The sequence below is a fragment of the Sphingobacterium sp. UBA7253 genome (assembly GCF_002472745.1).
Classification (GTDB): domain Bacteria; phylum Bacteroidota; class Bacteroidia; order Sphingobacteriales; family Sphingobacteriaceae; genus Sphingobacterium; species Sphingobacterium siyangense.
The window spans coordinates 18,032-34,370 of record NZ_DKSP01000044.1 but is presented as its reverse complement, the minus strand read 5'-3'; the positions used below and the strand labels follow the sequence as shown (position 1 = coordinate 34,370).

General features: G+C 39.5%; 16 protein-coding genes. 11 read left to right on the top strand and 5 right to left on the bottom strand.

The genetic code is table 11. The features are described 5' to 3' along the window. The 5 genes from hisC to B2X72_RS04110 all read right to left on the bottom strand — a co-directional run bounded on the left by hisC (position 1) and on the right by B2X72_RS04110 (position 4,644). Entirely contained in the window at positions 1 to 1,059 is a 1,059-nt protein-coding gene (gene hisC / locus B2X72_RS04130; RefSeq protein ID WP_075990985.1) for a histidinol-phosphate transaminase, read from the bottom strand. 227 nt (positions 1,060 to 1,286) lie between these two features. Continuing rightward, positions 1,287 to 2,198, bottom strand: a complete 912-nt coding sequence (locus B2X72_RS04125) for a ribonuclease Z (protein WP_088160171.1) — start codon at positions 2,196 to 2,198, stop codon at positions 1,287 to 1,289. Position 2,199: 1 nt separating this feature from the next. Then, a complete protein-coding gene (locus B2X72_RS04120) occupies positions 2,200 to 2,580 on the bottom strand; it encodes an STAS domain-containing protein (protein ID WP_075990983.1) in 381 nt (126 codons plus the stop codon). A gap of 33 nt (positions 2,581 to 2,613) precedes the next feature. Next, positions 2,614 to 3,564: a phosphoribosylaminoimidazolesuccinocarboxamide synthase gene (locus B2X72_RS04115; protein WP_075994626.1), complete on the bottom strand. Its 951-nt coding sequence runs from the start codon at positions 3,562 to 3,564 to the stop codon at positions 2,614 to 2,616. 114 nt (positions 3,565 to 3,678) lie between these two features. Continuing rightward, on the bottom strand, positions 3,679 to 4,644 hold the full coding sequence (locus B2X72_RS04110) for a PhoH family protein (RefSeq protein WP_046672338.1): 966 nt from the start codon (positions 4,642 to 4,644) through the stop codon (positions 3,679 to 3,681). A 351-nt stretch (positions 4,645 to 4,995) separates the two neighbouring features. Between B2X72_RS04110 and B2X72_RS04105 the strand changes: the two genes are divergently transcribed. The 11 genes from B2X72_RS04105 to B2X72_RS04055 all read left to right on the top strand — a co-directional run bounded on the left by B2X72_RS04105 (position 4,996) and on the right by B2X72_RS04055 (position 16,329). Then, entirely contained in the window at positions 4,996 to 5,784 is a 789-nt protein-coding gene (locus tag B2X72_RS04105) for an SAM hydrolase/SAM-dependent halogenase family protein (RefSeq protein WP_046672337.1), read from the top strand. Between the two features lie 156 nt (positions 5,785 to 5,940). Then, positions 5,941 to 6,495, top strand: a complete 555-nt coding sequence (locus B2X72_RS04100) for a hypothetical protein (RefSeq protein ID WP_157698360.1) — start codon at positions 5,941 to 5,943, stop codon at positions 6,493 to 6,495. A gap of 160 nt (positions 6,496 to 6,655) precedes the next feature. After that, positions 6,656 to 8,491 (top strand): ABC transporter ATP-binding protein, encoded by a 1,836-nt coding sequence (locus B2X72_RS04095; protein ID WP_088160169.1) that lies wholly within the window; start codon positions 6,656 to 6,658, stop codon positions 8,489 to 8,491. A 103-nt stretch (positions 8,492 to 8,594) separates the two neighbouring features. Further along, positions 8,595 to 8,993 (top strand): hypothetical protein, encoded by a 399-nt coding sequence (locus B2X72_RS04090; RefSeq protein WP_075990980.1) that lies wholly within the window; start codon positions 8,595 to 8,597, stop codon positions 8,991 to 8,993. Positions 8,994 to 9,070: 77 nt separating this feature from the next. Then, complete coding sequence (locus B2X72_RS04085) at positions 9,071 to 9,730, top strand: heme exporter protein CcmB (RefSeq protein ID WP_088160168.1); 660 nt, start codon at positions 9,071 to 9,073, stop codon at positions 9,728 to 9,730. Between the two features lie 37 nt (positions 9,731 to 9,767). Next, positions 9,768 to 10,430, top strand: coding sequence for a cytochrome c biogenesis protein (ccsA, locus tag B2X72_RS04080; protein ID WP_046672333.1), 663 nt, complete (start codon positions 9,768 to 9,770; stop codon positions 10,428 to 10,430). A 147-nt stretch (positions 10,431 to 10,577) separates the two neighbouring features. After that, positions 10,578 to 10,787: a CcmD family protein gene (locus B2X72_RS04075; RefSeq protein WP_046672332.1), complete on the top strand. Its 210-nt coding sequence runs from the start codon at positions 10,578 to 10,580 to the stop codon at positions 10,785 to 10,787. Positions 10,788 to 10,807: 20 nt separating this feature from the next. Next, the gene (locus tag B2X72_RS04070) at positions 10,808 to 11,791 is read left to right on the top strand and encodes a DUF6427 family protein (protein WP_075990977.1); all 984 of its coding nucleotides are present in this window, start codon (positions 10,808 to 10,810) and stop codon (positions 11,789 to 11,791) included. 175 nt (positions 11,792 to 11,966) lie between these two features. Next, positions 11,967 to 13,292, top strand: coding sequence for a hypothetical protein (locus tag B2X72_RS04065; protein ID WP_286848363.1), 1,326 nt, complete (start codon positions 11,967 to 11,969; stop codon positions 13,290 to 13,292). Positions 13,293 to 13,300: 8 nt separating this feature from the next. Then, positions 13,301 to 13,930, top strand: coding sequence for an LPS export ABC transporter periplasmic protein LptC (gene lptC, locus B2X72_RS04060; RefSeq protein ID WP_286848362.1), 630 nt, complete (start codon positions 13,301 to 13,303; stop codon positions 13,928 to 13,930). 293 nt (positions 13,931 to 14,223) lie between these two features. Next, positions 14,224 to 16,329 (top strand): peptidylprolyl isomerase, encoded by a 2,106-nt coding sequence (locus tag B2X72_RS04055; protein WP_075990974.1) that lies wholly within the window; start codon positions 14,224 to 14,226, stop codon positions 16,327 to 16,329. Positions 16,330 to 16,339: the final 10 nt, after the last annotated feature.

The following is a 16,339-nucleotide window of genomic DNA, read 5'->3' as shown; positions in this document are numbered from 1 at the left end:
TTATTTATTGATTTGATTAAGTTTTTCTAACAATATTTGATTTTCGGCAGGCGTTCCAACAGTGATCCGTAGGCAGCCTTCACATAATTCGACTTTGGATCTATCTCTAACGATAATTCCATATTGAACTAGATAATCGTAAACTTCACGTGGCTGCTCCATCTTGACCAAAATAAAGTTGGCATCAGAAGGTGTAATATGCTGCACATAGTCCAGTTCAAGCAATTCACGCACGAGTTTCTCGCGCTCCGCCACCGTCTCCTTGATCCAGTCATTGACTTGATCAACCTGATCTAAGGCTTCCAATACAATATCTTGTGTAGCCTGGTTAATGTTGTATGGTGGTTTTATTTTATTGTAAACAGCTATAATCTCTTTACTGGCAAAAGCCATGCCCAGGCGTAGCGCCGCAAGCCCCCAAGCTTTAGACAAAGTCTGCAATACCACTAGATTGGGGTATTCAGCCAGTTCTTGCGTAAATGACTTGACAGCAGAAAAATTAATATAAGCCTCATCGACAACAACAAGCCCCTGAAAATTATTCAAGATCGTTTCAATATCCTGGCGACGGATTGAGTTTCCTGTTGGATTATTTGGAGAACAGATAAAAATCAGTTTAGTATGTGCGTCTATTGCATTGGCAATACCATCCAAATCCAGCTGGTAATCAGCAGTAAGGTTTACTTTTTTGAAAGCAACATCATTGATGTTCGCAGAAACTTCATACATCCCGTAGGTTGGCGGAACTAATATGACATTGTCAACACCAGGGGTACAAAATGCACGGTATAAGATATCAATAGCTTCATCACTTCCATTTCCCAAAAAGATATGCTCTGATGGTACACCTTTTATTTTAGAAAGTTTTGCTTTAACTTGATGTTGGAGAGGGTCTGGATATCGGTTGTAATCATGGTTTAAGGGGGATCCAAAAGGATTTTCATTGGCATCAATCAATATGGATGCCTCCCCTTTAAATTCATCTCTTGCGGATGAATAAGGTACGAGCTTCTTAATATTTTCCCGTAGTAGGTTGTTTAAGTTGAATGGATTATCCATTATAAAAAAATTAGAGCCGTAAACTTAGATAAATTGTTCATCATATGCAATATAATAAGCAATTATTCATAGGCGACTATTGGATCTTCAGTTGCATTTATCAGCTTGTTCTACCTGGTAGTTTTTGGTATCTATTCGTTTTGTGGTCCTGATTACTTCCCCTTTATCACTATTTCATTGGTCTTTACCCGCTCATCGCTGGGATATACAGAGAAAAATCAAAAAAACTAAACGGAAAACCACCTACCTTCCACAGAGAGTTCCGTGTCTGGGAATACAGTTCTCGCTTCTTCCAATAGGGGATTTAAATCTCTGTACCGAGCTGAATAATGACCTAATAGCAACTTCTTTGCGTGAGTTTCCTGGGCGATTTCTCCAGCTTCCAGCGCTGTTGTGTGAAACGTCTCTTTTGCGCGATCAACCATATCGTGCAAGAATGTAGACTCATGATACATCAGATTAGCCTTTTGCACATAAGGCAGATATTCTGGCGTCCGTACGGTATCCGAACAATACACATAACTGCGCGATAAGGGGGCAGGAAGGCTCAGGTCGTCTGCACGATATACTGTACCGCTTTCATCGACATAATCAAATCCTTTTTTGATCATCGGAAAATAGGCGGTCGGTATATTTAATTCCTGCACGACATCGCCCAGCAATGTTCGCGCGCGGGGTCCCTCATCAAAACGAAAGCCGGTGCAGGCGATACGGTGCTTTAATGGAAAAGCACTTACTTTTAATGTTCTGTTTTCAAAAATAACGCCAGGCTGTTCGGGTGAAATCGGATGAAAAACAAGATTATAGCGTAAAATAGTCTCGGAATGCAAAAACTGCACGTCTAAAATTTCCTTTAACGCAGGTGGGCCATACAAATGGAGATCACTTTTTCGGCCGACAAGGTGCATCGATGAAAGCAGCCCCACCAAGCCCAAATAATGATCCCCATGCAAATGGCTAATAAATATATGTCCTATGCGATTGCTTTTGATGCCGTATCGGCTAAGTTGCATTTGTGTGCCTTCTCCACAGTCGATCAAAAACAATTGCTCATTAAAGTTCAACACTTGGCTAGTCGGATGACGATCAAACATCGGCGTTGCCGAGCTATTTCCCAATATCAGAACTTCAAACTTCATATTAATCCTCAATAGTCCCCCGATACTCAGATTCCAATTCGTGCGCAAAGATTAAATCCTCCGCAACCTTTAATGATGGTGCTATTTTCAGCGATTTATCCAAATGCGATACACGAACCATATCCATTAACGTTGGACAAAGATTAACCAAAATAAATATGCCACCAACAGACTGACATAAACGATGGGCAAGCACGCCTAAACGGATACCTACCTCGTCCGTTTGCTTAACGTGGATCATATCCAAAACAATATTCCGTTGTCCAATCGTATTCCGCAACAAAAACTCCCCTTTGAGTTTAGCGGCGTTATCCGCGTCAATCACATCGACATGAGGTTCTATGACAATATAGCGATCGTGCTTATCAATGGTATACTTCATTAGTCTATCTCCTTTGTTTGAGGATACAATGTACTAATAATTTAGCGTTTTCAAGGCGTTTGCCACATTTCTTTCCACACGTTCCAGTACGTTTTCCTGATCTGGATACACAAACTTCTCTCCGACGATATGCTCGTATAGCTCAATATAACGTTCAGAAATGGAAGCCACGATCTCATCGGTCATCTCCGGAACGACCTGACCGTCTTTCCCTTGGAAGCCGTTTTCAATTAACCATTTGCGAACAAACTCCTTCGACAATTGCTTTTGTGACTCACCTTTTTCCTGGCGTTCCTGATAGCCTTCTGCATAAAAATAACGGGAAGAATCTGGTGTATGAATCTCATCGATCAACACAATTTTTCCATCTTTTTTTCCAAACTCATATTTTGTATCCACCAAAATTAGCCCTCTTTGCGCAGCAATTTCAGTACCTCTTTGGAACAATGCTTTGGTATATTGCTCCAATTGAATATAATCTTCCTCGCTTACGATACCCTTTTTCAAGATATCGGCACGTGAGATATCTTCATCATGTCCAACAGCAGCCTTTGTTGTCGGTGTAATAATTGGCTCAGGCAATTTGTCATTTTCTTTCAGTCCTTCTGGCAATGCCTCACCACATACTTCACGTTTGCCTGCAGCATATTCACGCCAAGCGTGTCCCGACAAGTAACCCCGAATAACCATTTCTACTTTAAACGGCTCACACATTTGACCGATAGTAACACTTGGATCCGGAACAGATACGACCCAATTTGGAATAATATCAGCCGTAGCCTTTAAAAATTTGGCTGCAATTTGATTCAACACCTGTCCTTTATAGGGTATAGGACGTGGAAGTACCACATCAAATGCCGAAATACGATCTGAGGCAACCATCGCCAAATAAGTATCGGCAATCGTATACACGTCACGTACTTTTCCCCGGTAAAAAGCAGTCTGATTTTCGAAATTGAAATTTGTTTCTTTTATAGCATTCATGTTCAAAGTAAAATTCAAATGTAAGTAATTGTTCATTTATGACTGCGTTTAATGGCATTCATAAATGCAGCGCATTTATTTAAGAGCTCGCTCGGCTCGATTTGTCTTTTAATATTAAATATCACCATACGCTTCGAGGATGCGGCGAACCAATTTATGGCGAACCACATCTCCACCGCTGAGGTGGATAATGTCTATTCCTTCGATATTCTCCAATAAACGAATCGAAGTAGACAATCCAGATTGATTTTTTTTCGGTAAATCTACCTGTGTCATATCACCTGTAACGATAAATTTTGCCGTCGGCCCCATACGTGTCAAAAACATCTTCAGCTGCATATCCGTTGCATTCTGAGCTTCGTCCAGAATCACAAAGCAGTTGTCAAGTGTTCGCCCACGCATAAATGCTAAAGGAGCGACCTCAATGGTCCGATTTTCCAGATAACCTTTTAGCTTCTCTGCTGGAATCATATCGTCCAATGCATCGTAGAGCGGTCTCAAATAGGGATCTACCTTCTCCTTTAAGTCGCCAGGTAAAAAACCGAGATTTTCTCCGGCCTCTACGGCTGGTCTCGTTAGAATGATCCTTTTGATTTCTTTATTTCGAAGTGCTCGAACAGCTAATGCAACCGCCGTATAGGTCTTTCCTGTGCCCGCCGGTCCGATAGCAAATAAGATGTCATTTTTCGAAATACTATCCACCATCTTTCGCTGGTTGGCCGTACGTGCACGTACAATAAGACCATTAGGTCCATACACGATCGGTTCAGATCCAAAGGCTGCATGTTTGGCCGCAAGTTCTTTTTCTTGTTGAACAGCAGAACCTGCACTTGCTCCAAGGAGATTTTCAAAATCCAATAAAGTAATGTTGTTAAATTTCTCCAGATGAGCCATGACTTCCTTAAACGATTGCTCAAACAGATCTAATTCCTTCGCGTCTCCCAACACCTTCATTTCACTTCCGCGAGCTACAATCCGCAGTTTTGGGAATTGCTTCTTCAAATAATCGAAGTGCTCATTGTCTGCTCCCCATAATATGGGCAAATTCAGACCATCTAATGCAATTAGTAATTCGTTCAAATTTTATCCTATTTAGAATTAATTAGATTGTAGCCATTACACAATATCGTTCCTGTATAATACTATTCAAAATTAACGTATTCTAACGAAACAACCAAGAAGATACAGCGTACAAACGACGATGATTTAGAAGCTTATGGAGACAGCCCACAAAGGGGCACAAAGATTTCATTATACATAAAATCTTCGCTATGTTTGTGTATATCAATCGAAAAAAGACAGATTCAAAATAAGTTATCCAATTAGCTTTATAAATCATCTGATAAATAGTAATTTTGTCCACTATTTAGATAAATATAAGGGTATATTTAAGGGAATTCGACAGCAATTCGATCTAGGATTTAGATTATAATGGCAGTAATTACATTAACAACAGACTTAGGACACAAAGATTTTTATCAAGCCGCGTTAAAAGGTAGTCTTTTATCGCAGTTGTCCGGTGCCAATATTGTTGATATTACCCACGAAATTCCAGCATTCAACATCCCTCGGGCGGCCTTTGTATTAGGTAACGCTTATCATTATTTTCCTAAAGGAACCGTACACATTATCGGAATTAACACCCTGTTTCATGAAGAGTCGAAATATATCGGCATGAAATACAACGATCATTATTTCGTCGGTGCCGACAATGGTATTTTCAGTCTATTGCTGAATGGCAATGAACCACAGGAACTCTATGAGCTCAACTTAATGCAAGACCTTCGGTATCTTCACTTTCCGCTCGCAGATATCCTTTCTAAATCCGCCTGTCATATTGCCAAGGGAGGCAAACTGAAAGAAATCGGAACTTCAATGCAACAGCTCATCGAAAAAGTAACTTTGCAGCCTATCTTTGATAAAGACATGATCCGAGGCAACGTCATTTATGTGGATGCTTTCGGCAATGCCATTACCAATATCTCGAAAGATCTATTCAATAAAGTTCAAAAAGGACGTCATTTTGTCCTTTATTTCAAACGCAATGAAACCATTACCAACCTTTCCTGGCATTACAACGAAGTCGGAGAAGGCGAGAAACTTTGTTTATTTGGTATTTCCAACTACCTTGAAATCGCCATCAATAAAGGTAATGCAAGCCAGCTACTCGGACTTCACGATGACGATTCCAATGTAATTCGTATAGAATTTAAAGATTAATTTCATAAATTCATCTGTAATGCTTTCGCTCCAATTTTTTTCCTTGGTCAAACTGATCGTAGGGCTAAACTTGTAGCTGTAGCTTTATGGCAAAATAAAATTTTACCATGAACGTTAGTTTAAACTAAACATTTGATAAATAGATCGTCCAAATACATGATGAAATTTTTAAGATTCCTTCTTTCAATCACCGTTCTTTTTTGCTTCTTTGGACAGGCCAAGTCGCAAAACAACCCAGACTCCAGCTCTTTTGAGGTACAACGAAGCCGTGTAAATGACCTACTCGATGCCCGTCAACAGAAATTCGGGGCTTATGACACGAGCCTCACACAAAAAACAGGACTTTTTGGTCTTTTCAAATCAAAAGGTGACATGCAAAAGAGCATCGATATCCTTAAAGATATCGTCATCACAGATAACAACATTTTCCTGGAAACCCAAAAACTATTGAAAATCAAAGATTTTGAAAAAGATAAATACCAACAATTGGCAACAGATTACGACAAGCAGGTATCAGCCTATATAGGTACCATAAGTAAACTTCAAAAAGAAAACGAAAAACTGCGGGCACAGGGAGAGAAAACATCCGGAAATCTACCGCTAAGCAACATCCTCCTCTATATTGCTTTACTTGTTATCGCCGTATTAGGCTATGTACTCTATAAATTTAAAGCGCAACAAACAGCTTCAAAACAACAAAATTTAGGATAAAACGCCACAGCAATAGACATCTGCACAACGACAAGCCACTTAAAACTGCTGTTTAAATCAGAAAAAGTACGATTCTATTCAAAAATTGACTAAAGTATGATAGCAATATATTTTTAATCTCTTTACATTTGTCCTCGCAACAAAATTTGAAGTAGCGGATATGGCAAGAGGATTCAACAGCGGTAATAAACAAGAAGAAGATCTACCAAAACCAAAATTGAATAAGGAGCTCCTATTGAGAGCATCTAAATTGATGACCTATTTAAAACCATATCGGTTTAAATTTGGGGTCGGCATGTTTTTCTTGGTATTATCCAGTTTGGCCATGCTCGCCTTTCCAGCTTTGCTTGGTGCCATGATTGATGCTGCGCAAGGCAAGCAAACTTATCCCTGGCTTGCACCACACGTCTATTATATTGGTGGAATTGCCTTTATTATTCTGTCTTTTCTATCAGTCGTCTCTTTTTTTCGTATACGCATTTTTGTTGAGATTGCAGAACGTACGCTATCCGCATTACGCAAGGACACCTACCTCAAACTCATTTCATTACCAATCGAATTTTTCGCCAATCGCCGTGTCGGGGAATTAAACAGCCGCTTGTCTGCAGACCTTTCACAGATTCAGGATACGTTAACAACAACATTGGCTGAAATCTTAAGGCAGTTGATTAGTCTTTGTTTCGGTGTATTCCTTTTGGTTTGGGTATCTCCCAAACTTGCGCTCATGAACCTTTGTATATTACCGATCATTGTTGTGGCTGCTATTATTTTCGGAAAATTCATCCGCGAATTATCCAGACAGGCACAGGATAAAATGGCCGAGTCAAATAGTATTGTCCAGGAAACATTGTTGGGGATAAGCAATGTAAAAGCCTTTGTGAATGAATATTTCGAATTCAACCGTTACAGTAATCAGATGGATTCGGTCGTGAAATTAGCGGTCAAAGGAGCTACCTTCCGAGGTGCTTTTGCCTCTTTTATTATCTTCTGTATTTTCGGAGCTGTGATCGCTGTCATTTGGTATGGAGCTGCATTAGTTTCTATCCATGAAATGACAGTAGGCGACCTAACGACCTATATTCTATATTCGATGTTTGTAGCAGGTTCTATGGGTAGTTTTCCGGAGCTATACGCTAATATCCAACGCTCTTTGGGAGCGAGTGAACGGATTTTGGAAATTTTGGATGAGCCACAAGAAAACCTTAATGTGAAACCAACTTGCAAGGAAGTCCACAAAACCATGACCGGTAAACTAAGCTTCAACCATGTTTCCTTTGCCTACCCAAGCCGTCCCGATATTGAAATCCTGAAAGACATCAACTTTACAGCCAATGCGGGTGATAAAATCGCTATAGTTGGCCCAAGTGGAACCGGGAAATCAACGATAGCTTCATTGATTCTACAATTCTACACAGCAAAAAAAGGGGAAGTAAGTTACGACGACAGACCTGCATCCGATTTTGAGCTTTGTGATATCCGCAACCAGGTCGCTATCGTACCACAGGATGTTTTGTTATTTGGCGGGACAATCCGTGAAAATATAGCTTATGGTAAGCTCGAGGCTACAGAAGATGAAATTATAGCAGCTGCGAGACGTGCCAACGCGCACCAATTTATTTTAAATTTCCCTGAAGGCTATGACACCATTGTTGGTGAACGTGGCGTTAAACTCTCCGGTGGTCAGCGCCAGCGCATTGCCATTGCCCGTGCACTTTTAAAAGACCCTGCAATTCTTATTCTGGACGAAGCCACCTCTTCCTTAGACTCAGAGTCAGAAAGACAGGTACAGGAGGCATTGGAGGAATTAATGCGTGGACGCACCTCGATCATTATTGCACACCGACTATCGACCATTGTTGATGCTGATAAAATTATCGTTGTCGAAAATGGAATCGTATCTGAAAGCGGTACTCACTTTGAACTGCTCCAAAAAGAAAGCGGTCTCTATCAGCATCTGTATAATCTGCAGTCAAAGCAGCAGAAAATTGATATGTAAAATTTTGTTAATTATTGATTCTTTTTAAACAAATTCACCCTGTGATTGTTCATTTGGTATCATACTTGATTATCATTTGAATATATAACAAAATAGAAGAATTATGAAAAATAGCAAAAATGGATTAGTGGCATTTGCTTTGGTAGGATTAGCTGCGGGAGCTGCTGCATGGTATCTTTTAGGAACTGATGATGGAAAAAAACAATTAGATCGTGCAAATGATGGCATTAAAAGCTTAACTAAGTCATTGAAAGATCTTTCAAAAAAAGAAGCTAAAAAGGCACAAAAACTAGCCAACAGAGCTTCGGCTGAACTAGACCATTTGAAATCAAAGGCACAAGCAGCGTTCAGCAGAGCTTCAGATGATGCAGATGCATTGAAAAACAAAGCAAAAGAAGCCGGCAGAGAAGCTTTGGACCACGCCAATAATGCCGCTCAAAATTTGGCAAGCAAAATCGACAATACAACTGATGCTGCAAAATCCAAAATTTCTAACGCATAAGTAAAAAAACAGCTTTTTTAAGAATTGATGGTTTTGGTCACTCTCGTGGTCAAAATACATTTGTATCTTTGCTGCATATGACTTTGCTGCAACAGGTAAAAACTTTAATTCTTAAAGACATCATTCTGGAATGGCGTTCAAAATATGCTATTAACGGAATTCTACTATATGTCGTATCAACTGTTTTCGTTTGCTATCAAGCGTTCAAATCAGTTGATACGGCTACTTGGAATGCATTATTCTGGATCATTATGCTCTTCGCTTCGATCAATGCAATCAACAAAAGCTTCGTCCAAGAAAACCCAAACCGGCAACTTTACTATTATTCACTGGTCGATCCCAGAGCAATCATTTTAGCGAAAGTCATTTACAATATGATGATGATGACCCTGCTGGCGGTCATTGCCTATTTTGTCTATTCGACGATATTCAGAAACCCTGTCGGTGATCCAACCCTTTACTTCATTTCGGTCATCTTGGGCAGCATAAGTTTTGCTACTGTTTTTACCATGATCTCGGGGATCAGCTCCAAAGCAGGCAACAATAGCACCCTAATGGCCATCTTGAGTTTCCCCGCCATTATCCCGCTGTTAATCGTATTAATCAAGCTGTCTCGCAATGCAATAGAAGGCCTGGAAAGGGCTACCAGCAGCAAAGAAATAATCGTATTACTTGCAATTAATGTAATCACCATCACTATTTCTTTGTTGTTATTTCCGTACCTTTGGCGAGATTAAGTGTCAGAATTGAGAACAAACTAAATTCAATTTATCCATGAGAAAAAAATGGTGGAAAATATTAGCGGTAATGATTATCTGTGCGGTCATTATCAATGGTCTTTTAGGACCTGTTCCCCGCCTATTCATCCTTCACGAAAGCATACGAAATGTTTATTTTCATGTCCCAATGTGGTCTGCCATGTTCGTTATGTACTTGGTTTCCGTTATTTACAGTATTAAATACCTCAATACGGGCAAACAGGAGTATGATTTAATGGCCATTGAAGCTGTCAATACCGGAATAACATTTTGTTTTCTTGGACTTGCCACAGGCATGCTTTGGGCAAACATTACCTGGGGAGAACCCTGGCCAAACGATCCGAAGCTTAATGGCTCCGCAATAGCAACACTGATGTATCTGGCCTATTTGGTACTCCGTAATGCGCTGGAAGAAGAGCAAAAAAGAGCAAAAATATCCGCTGTGTACAATATCTTTGCATTTCCAATTATCATCGTGCTACTTTATATTCTACCGAAGATGACAGACTCTCTTCACCCCGGAAGTGGTGGAAACGCTGCCTTTGGCGATTTAAAAATGAGCAGCGAGCTACGTCCTACATTTTATGCAGCGATGATTGGCTGGCCAATGATTGCAGCTTGGATCTGTTCACTCCGCTATAGAGTACGTTTGCTCGAAAAGAAAGATTTGAACGCATAGAATTGAACGGCTAATACAATCCTCTATTTCTATCATAGAGAAATCGGGTAAAGCCCAATCAATAAAAAACAGGATATTACATAAATCAAATAGCGTGTATCGAGTCATGTATAACAATGAAAACGACACGAATAATATTTTAAACAAATGAAAAAAATAACATTGTCAATCGCCTTACTACTCTTATCGACTTTGAGCACATTTGCACAAGATGATGTCGAGATGGCGACTGGATTGCGTAGCGAAGGTAAAATCTACGTTGTTGTATTGGTCATGTTGGTCATTTTTTTAGGTTTGGCTTTCTTCCTTTTCTTGCTCGATCGCCGTATCAGCAAATTGGAAAAAAAGAATAAATAGCATTTTATTGATCGCATACAATGATTATAAGTCAGTTTAGAAATTATTCACCCATCAATATTTTATTTCTATCCCTCGTGGGTTTTGTTTTATGTTTAGGCATATTTCTTCACCTTCCGGACAAACTTGATTCTGTAATCTTTGAACCTGCCTTGGGGAATCTTTTAGGAGAAAATAACTTAATCAACCTCTCTCCTTCGACCAATGTTTTTATCACACTGATCTTGACGATTTTTCAAGCAACGATACTCAATCGCATCACCAGCCATTTTAACCTGCTGGGCAAACCCAGTTTCTTGGTGGCTTTGATGTATATGACACTGGCCAGCTTGTTTTTACCATTTTTGGTACTGTCCCCGACCCTGATCTGTAATTTTATTTCGATATGGATGTTAAGCAAGTTGCTCTCCCTCTATCGGCAGACAGATGTTAAAGCCGAAATGTTTGATCTCGGTATGATTGTAGGTATAGGAAGTCTGATCTACTTCCCGTTTCTGAGTATGTTCTTCCTATTGTGGATAGGCCTACTCATTTTTAGGCCCTTCAATTGGCGTGAGTGGATCACCCCTTTACTTGGCCTGGCAACAGTTTATTTCATCTTAGCGGTTATCTATCTATGGATGGGTAAAATGCAGCAGTTTTATACCATTTGGCTGCCGTTTACCTACAAATTCCCTACTGCTATTCGCATTCAATTAGTCGATTATCTGGTACTCGTCCCGGTAATCTTTACGTTAATACTCTTCCTTTTGGTATTGAAAGACAATTTTTTCAAAAGTGTCGTGCATATTCGCAAGTCATTTCAACTGTTGTTTTTTATGTTATGCCTAGCGATCGTCTCTTTTTATTGGAATAAAAAACTAACGGAGGCCCATTTTTTACTTTGTGCCCCTTCTATCGCTATTTATATGGCTTATTATTTCACCTATGCCAAAAAGAAATGGTTTTTTGAAGTCGTATACGCCATCATAACACTTACCATAATCTACTTTCAGTTTTTCTAAACTACTGTACAATAAGTGTTTAACCTTTTTTAACAAAATCGGCTTAACAAGCTCGCAAAAATTGAATAGTTTTGTATGCGATTAAAAGCAAAGAACATTTAATATAAGAGTCAGATAACTCGAAAATTTCACTAAAACTAAATAAACATTAGTTTCTCAATTTTATAGATTGACCATGCAGAAACGCTTTACAAGCTCTCTAAGAAATAAATCACTCCAACTGTTGTTAGCAGGTGGAATTTTAGCTAGTTCTACTACCGCATTTGCACAAAAAACGACATCCGCATCACCTTATTCTCAATTTGGACTTGGTCAGATGCGTGAAGATTTATTGCCACAATATAGAGGCATGGGAGGTGTCAATACCGCTATCCGGAGAATCAATGGTGTATACAATACCAACCCAAGCAACCCTGCATCTTATTCTGCAACACAGTTTACAACCTTTGATGCTGGTTTATACGGGAATTACACGCAGTTAAATTCGACGACCAGATCCGATAATACTGCTGACTTTGCCTTTAGCCACATCACGATGACTTTCCCAATGAAACGATTTGGCGGTATCAGCTTGGGTATCCTTCCCTACTCAGATATAGGCTATCGGACATCTTCAAGTGGAACAGTCAATTCTGATCTCTATACGAAAGTATTCACGGGCGAAGGTGGTTTAACTAAAGCCTATGCGGGTTGGGGTGTACGCATTGTAAAAGGTCTGAGTATTGGTGCCAATATGTCTTATCTATTTGGAACCTTAAATGATTATAGCCGTGTAGAGTTTTTGCCTACATCCGGAGCATTAAATACGCAACAACAAAATAAGCGCGAAATCCAAGGAATTATCTTTGATTATGGATTACAGTACGAACAACCTTTAAATAGAGAATATTCGTTGATCGTTGGTTATTCAGGATCGCTAAATAATGACATCAAAGAAAGAACAACAATTTTTAATACAAGAATTACACCTTCAACGGATCCAAACAATCAAAACATTCCTTTGGATAGTACCTATGTTTCTGGCCGTAGCAGCAGGCATTTGACGCTTCCGTTGAAACACAATGTAGGTATTACTCTTGCACGTAATAACCGCTGGTTGGTAGGGGCCGATTTTAAATATGCCGATTGGTCAAGATTTCAGACAAGAGCGGGTGAAAACGAACTACGAAAGAATTATGGCGTAGCCATTGGCGGTCAGATTACACCAGATGTTACTTCGCTCAAATATTTGAACCAAGTAGACTATAGAGTTGGTTTCAGGTATAATAAAACACAATATTTCTTAAGCGACCAGAATATCAACGATATGGCGGTTACTGTAGGCGTAGGTTTGCCATTAGCAAGAAATCAATTTTCAGGGGCCTTCTCTAAAATAAATTTCTCTGCAGAATTTGGCCAAATGGGCAAAATCAGCAATAACCTCCTACGTGAGCGTTATATTAACTTTAATATTGGCTTTACCCTAAATGACCGCTGGTTTAGAAAACCTCCTTTAGATTAATTAATACGATGGTACGCAAGACGTTTGCTTCATCCATATTCCAAAATATATCGCCCCTAGTAATATTATCTTTACTAGGGGCGCTCTCATTGACCTCTTGCGAACCGGACCTCAAAGAGGTGGATCGCCTTGCCAACATGAAAAAGGAAGAGGCGGTCGACATTTCACGTCATGTCGATATTATCTATAGCGATTCCACACGGGTAAAAGCGAATCTCACAGCGCCCGAAATGCGTATCAAACACGATAGCACCGAAGTATACGAATTTCCAAAAAGCATAAAAATCATCTTTTATGACGACAATTTAAAGGAAACCCAGCGAATCACTTCCGACCATGCCATCCGAAGGGAAAAAGAAAAGACGACCACCTTTACAAAAAATGTGGTGGTAACGATGGCCGACGGTTCTGTCATCAAAACAGAAGAGATTATCTATGACGAAAGTAAAGCCGATAGCAACAGCAACATGACCTTTTATAATCATGTTCCCATTACGGCATTCTTTCGAGATAATCGCGGTAACTTACAAGGTTCATCATTTACTTCGGACAAAGATTTTAAACATGTCAATATAGCCAATGCAACTGGGTATACGGTCATTACCAACAACAACCTCTTCCCTTCGTTAGGTAAATAGCTCATCGTGGGCCATAAACCAGATTCCGGTTTGGTTTAAAAGCAGCTATGGATCTGATACAATGGCTCCAGACTGTTTATTTATACGATTAAGTTATTCAAAACGAATCATTTGAACTAAAAGAGAACAAAAAACTCCACTTTATACAAATAGTTTTCAAATTTGTTTTGCTACATTCAGGAAAATATTCCTTTTTTTTTTATAAAAATTGTATCTTGCACCGCATTTTGCTATGCTATGCATAAATTAACGAAATACAAGTATTTACACAATATAAACACAATAAGCAGACTATGGGATTAATGGGCTTTTTGCGTAACAAAGCTGGTGTCATCTTGACCGCGGCTATGGCTATCGCAATTTTAGCATTTTTACTAGGCGATGTCGTTCGAGGGGGAGCTCCTTTTTGGGCGAGACATCAAAATCGTGTAGGGGAAGTCAACGGAACTGAAATTGAATATCCTGCGTTCAGTAAGCAAGTTGAACAAACAGAGGAAATGTTCAAACAACAAATGGGCGGTGCAGTCACCCCTCAAATGCGGACCTACGCTGTTCAACAAGTATGGAATCAATTTTTGTCAAGAGAGATCTTGAAAAAGGAAATTGAAAAAATTGGTTTGACTGTCGGTAAAGACGAATTAAATGATTTAGTGCAAGGTAACAACCCTTCGCCTCAAATCGTTCAAGCCTTCACCAACCCACAAACAGGACAATTTGACCCGAGTCAACTGCGTGCTTTTATCACCCAAATGAACACATCAGGTAACCAACAAGTGGCTGAACAATGGGAAGAACTACTGAAAGGCGTTAGAGATGAGCGTTTAAGCAGCAAATATGGCGAATTGCTTTCCAATAGCGTATATGTTACTTCTTTGGAAGCAAACGAAGAATACCAAGAGCGTAATAAACTTGCAGACTTCAAATACATTCTTTTAGATTACGCTTCTGTTAAAGATGCTGATGCTAAATTGACTGATGCAGATTACCAAGAATATTATAATGAACATAAAAACATGTTCAAAACACAAGAGGAAACACGTGCGATTCAATACGTAATGGTGGATGCAAAACCTCTTGCGAAAGATTCATTGGCCGTAAAAGAGACGATCAACAAATTGAAACAAGATTTAATCGTTGCTAAAGATGACTCGTTATTTGCTTCGATCAATTCAGACAACAAATTTCCGTTTACTTATGTGAAAAAAGGACAATTGAGTCCTTCATTGGATTCAGTTGTATTCAATGTCGCTGCCGGAACAACAGTTGGACCTTTCTTAAACAACAATGCATTTGAAATCGCAAAAGTTGTTTCGACGATCGTAAGCCCTGACTCTGTGAAAGCATCACACATCCTATTGGATCCTGCTGCCGAAGGTGGAATGGATAAAGCATTGGCGAAAGCAGATTCTATCAAAGGTTTGATTCAAAAAGGAGACAATTTCGCAGCATTGGCCGTTCAGTTCAGCAAAGATCCAGAGAGCAAAACGAATGGTGGAGAGCTGGGTACTTTAACAAGAGGCCGTATGGCACCAGATCTTGAGACAGCCATCTTCGAAAGTAAAACAGGCGATATCAAAGTTGTAAAATCACAATATGGTGTCCATGTCATTAAAATTGAGAAACAATCAGGTAGTTCAAAATATGCTAAAGTTGCCATCATTGACAAAGTGATCAACAGTGGGAAAGAAACGTTGAACAATGCGCATAGCAAAGCGACAGCATTCTTATCTGCAGCTACAGCACAGAACTTTGCTCAGGAAGCGAAAAAACTTGGTCTAGAAGCAAAAACAGCCTCACGCGTAACAGCGATGGACAATGTACTAGATGGTGCCGAAGCTCCGCGTGATTTAATCAAATGGGCTTTCGAAGCGAAAAAAGGTGAGATTTCAGACAAAGTATTTGAGACTGAAACCTCTTATATCTTAGCAAGCCTGGTCGACATACAGCCTAAAGGAACCCTTTCCTTGGATGCTGTTAAGAAAGATATTGAACCTGCAGTAAGAAATATGGTTAAAGCTAAAATCTTGAAAGATAAATTTGACAAGGCTTTAGCAGGTACATCTTCTATTGATCAAGTTGCACAAAAAGTTGGTAAAGCAGCTATTCACGTTGAAAATGTTGTCTTCGCAAATCCAGTTATCCCTGGTGTTGCATTAGAAAACAAAGTAGTTGGTACTGTTTTTGGACTACAGCCAAACAAACCTTCCAAAGCTATTGAAGGTAATACAGGTGTATATGTTGTACAAGTAAATGGTTTTACCAATCCTGCCGCTATTTCGGATATCAACGGGCAAAAGAAACAAATGCTTGCAGCAAAAGCACAACGCGCTTGGGGATCTATTTTCCGCGCATTACAAGACAAAGCTGAAATCATTGACAATAGAGTGAAATTCTTTTAAAAGATTTTTA

Excerpts from the sequence above, each read along its gene's own strand:
- hisC (WP_075990985.1), bottom strand. The coding sequence starts at position 1,059 with ATGGATAATCCATTCAACTTAAACAACCTACTACGGGAAAATATTAAG.
- B2X72_RS04125 (WP_088160171.1), bottom strand. The coding sequence starts at position 2,198 with ATGAAGTTTGAAGTTCTGATATTGGGAAATAGCTCGGCAACGCCGATG.
- B2X72_RS04120 (WP_075990983.1), bottom strand. The coding sequence starts at position 2,580 with ATGAAGTATACCATTGATAAGCACGATCGCTATATTGTCATAGAACCT.
- B2X72_RS04115 (WP_075994626.1), bottom strand. The coding sequence starts at position 3,564 with ATGAATGCTATAAAAGAAACAAATTTCAATTTCGAAAATCAGACTGCT.
- B2X72_RS04105 (WP_046672337.1), top strand. The coding sequence starts at position 4,996 with ATGGCAGTAATTACATTAACAACAGACTTAGGACACAAAGATTTTTAT.
- B2X72_RS04100 (WP_157698360.1), top strand. The coding sequence starts at position 5,941 with ATGATGAAATTTTTAAGATTCCTTCTTTCAATCACCGTTCTTTTTTGC.
- B2X72_RS04095 (WP_088160169.1), top strand. The coding sequence starts at position 6,656 with ATGGCAAGAGGATTCAACAGCGGTAATAAACAAGAAGAAGATCTACCA.
- B2X72_RS04090 (WP_075990980.1), top strand. The coding sequence starts at position 8,595 with ATGAAAAATAGCAAAAATGGATTAGTGGCATTTGCTTTGGTAGGATTA.
- B2X72_RS04085 (WP_088160168.1), top strand. The coding sequence starts at position 9,071 with ATGACTTTGCTGCAACAGGTAAAAACTTTAATTCTTAAAGACATCATT.
- ccsA (WP_046672333.1), top strand. The coding sequence starts at position 9,768 with ATGAGAAAAAAATGGTGGAAAATATTAGCGGTAATGATTATCTGTGCG.
- B2X72_RS04075 (WP_046672332.1), top strand. The coding sequence starts at position 10,578 with ATGAAAAAAATAACATTGTCAATCGCCTTACTACTCTTATCGACTTTG.
- B2X72_RS04070 (WP_075990977.1), top strand. The coding sequence starts at position 10,808 with ATGATTATAAGTCAGTTTAGAAATTATTCACCCATCAATATTTTATTT.
- B2X72_RS04065 (WP_286848363.1), top strand. The coding sequence starts at position 11,967 with ATGCAGAAACGCTTTACAAGCTCTCTAAGAAATAAATCACTCCAACTG.
- lptC (WP_286848362.1), top strand. The coding sequence starts at position 13,301 with ATGGTACGCAAGACGTTTGCTTCATCCATATTCCAAAATATATCGCCC.
- B2X72_RS04055 (WP_075990974.1), top strand. The coding sequence starts at position 14,224 with ATGGGATTAATGGGCTTTTTGCGTAACAAAGCTGGTGTCATCTTGACC.